Genomic DNA, 2,274 nt, shown 5'->3' with positions numbered 1-2,274 from the left:
CAAAGGAGATCGGCGCACTGATGATCCAGCTCAAGGAATCGGCAACTGAACTGGAAATCGAGAAGTGGTCGTACACGAGTGCGACTACGTGGCGAGTGAAGCCGGCCTGAACGCGGCCCCGAGATACCTCGCACTGGTCCACGCTTTTTTCCTCTTTTGACTGAGACTGTAATCGTCGTGGCAACCCATCGCCGTGGTTTTATACACACTCAATCCATAACCGCGATGTGATGGCCGGTAGCGATGAGACGACGACACCGCCCGACGCCACGGAAATCGGCTCCGTCTTCGACGTTTACGACGTCCGACGTGACGGTGAGTCGGTTCTTTACATCGGAGAACCGACTGCCTCGAGTGAACGCCTAGAGCGGACGCTCTGGCCGCTCTTCCGTGAGCGGGGCTACCAGATTTCCCTCCAGCGCGGGTACCGAAGCGAACGCCTCGACTTCCCGGTCTCCCGGGGCGAGTACGTCCTCGTTGCCGAACCACGGTCGGACGGAGAGGGCGGGATCCCCTGGCTCAACGTGGTCCTTTTTGTCTTGACTGTCTTTTCCACGCTGTTTGCCGGCGCATTCTACTGGTATCAGGTTCCTATCACCGAGGAGCCCTGGCGGGTGATAGAGGCATGGCCGTTCATGATCGCAATTGTCGGCGTCCTTGGCGTCCACGAACTCGGCCACTACGTCATGAGCCGATACCACAACGTCGAGGCGTCACTGCCGTATTTCATCCCACTGCCGACCTACATCGGGTCGATGGGAGCGGTGATCCGGATGAAAGGCCGTATCCCCGACCGGAAGGCGCTTTTCGATATCGGTGCTGCGGGACCGCTTGCTGGCCTGGCTGCGACGATTGTCGTCACCGCCATTGGTCTCCAGCTCGACCCCCTTCCCGTCCAGCAGGCCGCCACCGAAAGTGAGGAGGCGACGGTCATGTTCAACTATCCTCCGCTACTCGAACTCATCGCCACCGTAACCGGGACCGCGGATCAACTCGAAGACGGACTCGTTCATCCCGTCGTCTTCGGTGGCTGGGTCGGAATGCTCGTGACCCTTCTGAACATGCTCCCGGTCGGACAACTCGACGGCGGCCACATCCTCAGGGCGATAGTTGGTGACCGGCAGACCCGGATCGCCGCGGCCGTTCCAGGCGCGCTGTTTGCCCTCGCTGCCTATCTCCTCGTCATCGCCGACGGTATCGACTCCGTCGGCATCTGGTTCATGTGGGGCCTGTTCGCGCTCGGACTCGCGTACGCTGGCCCTGCCGAGCCGATCCGCGACGAGACCCTCGACCGCAAACGTATACTCCTTGGCATCCTCACGTTCGTTCTCGCTGCCCTCTGTTTTACGCCTGTGCCCATCGAAATCGTCGAGGCTGCCTGACCGGCGCTACCCACATCATTCCCCGTGTGTGAATCCTCGATCCGGGAGTGGTTCGCCGTCGAGTGTGACCCCCGACTTGCTAACTCTGCCGATAGGGGTGAAATCGACCGAGAGGGCCGCTTGTGCCCGTTCAACGGCCTCCTGTGGGAGGGTACAGACGAGTTCGAAATCCTCCCCAAAAAACAGGCCCAGCTCCCGACGGTCCCGCTCGTCTTCGGCGAGTTCGTCGACAATCGTTGCGATAGGCAGCGGTGACTCGATCGCGAACCCGCAACCGCTGGCCTCGGCGAGTTGGTGAAGTGAGCGGGCGAGTCCGTCACTCGAGTCGATCATTGCCGTGGCAGCATCGCGGAGTCGTTTCCCTGCTGCGACGCGTGGTTCGAACCGGAAGAGACTGTTCGCGCGCTCGTGTTCCCCACGCTCGAACAGTCTTAGTGCTGCCCCGCTTCGGCCAAGCGTCCCGGTCACACAGACGACATCACCGGGAGTCGCGCCCGCTCTGCTCACCGGCTCGTCTGCCCGTCCCAGTCCGGTCGTAGCGACTGTGAATTCGTCGTGGCCGTCAAGATCGCCGCCAACGTACTCCGCCCCGACCGCTTCGCAGACGTTACTGGCTCCGTCAACGAAGGCGCTGATCTCCGTCCACTTGAATCTCGGGGCGGCATAGACTGCAACCGCGGCCAGTGCCGTCGCGCCCATCGCTGCCACGTCAGACAGCGAAGCACCGACCGCACGCCAGCCGGCTGTGTAGCGGGTGGTTCCTTCGGGAAAGTCCGTCCGCTCGTGGAGCATGTCCGTCGTCACGACGAGACCCGCGACGGCTGCTGCGTCGTCGCCCGCGGCTGACAGGGACGTCGCCAGTTCTGTCAGCGCCGTTCGTTCGTCCATATCA

General features: G+C 62.2%; 3 protein-coding genes. 2 read left to right on the top strand and 1 reads right to left on the bottom strand.

Annotation, left to right across the window (positions count from 1 at the left end; translation table 11 throughout):
* The coding region (locus Q0964_RS18650) for a DUF7123 family protein (protein WP_475405895.1) at positions 1–110 on the top strand (110 nt) is incomplete at its 5' end.
* A 120-nt stretch (positions 111–230) separates the two neighbouring features.
* Positions 231–1,382 (top strand): site-2 protease family protein, encoded by a 1,152-nt coding sequence (locus tag Q0964_RS16365; protein WP_299269728.1) that lies wholly within the window; start codon positions 231–233, stop codon positions 1,380–1,382.
* Positions 1,383–1,397: 15 nt separating this feature from the next.
* Here the strand turns inward: Q0964_RS16365 and thiL are convergent, their stop codons facing one another.
* Entirely contained in the window at positions 1,398–2,270 is an 873-nt protein-coding gene (thiL, locus tag Q0964_RS16360; RefSeq protein ID WP_299269730.1) for a thiamine-phosphate kinase, read from the bottom strand.
* Positions 2,271–2,274 lie beyond the last annotated feature (4 nt).

The sequence above is a fragment of the Halorientalis sp. genome, assembly GCF_028275115.1.
Lineage (GTDB): Archaea > Halobacteriota > Halobacteria > Halobacteriales > Haloarculaceae > Halorientalis.
This window is presented reverse-complemented; position numbering and strand designations above follow the sequence as displayed.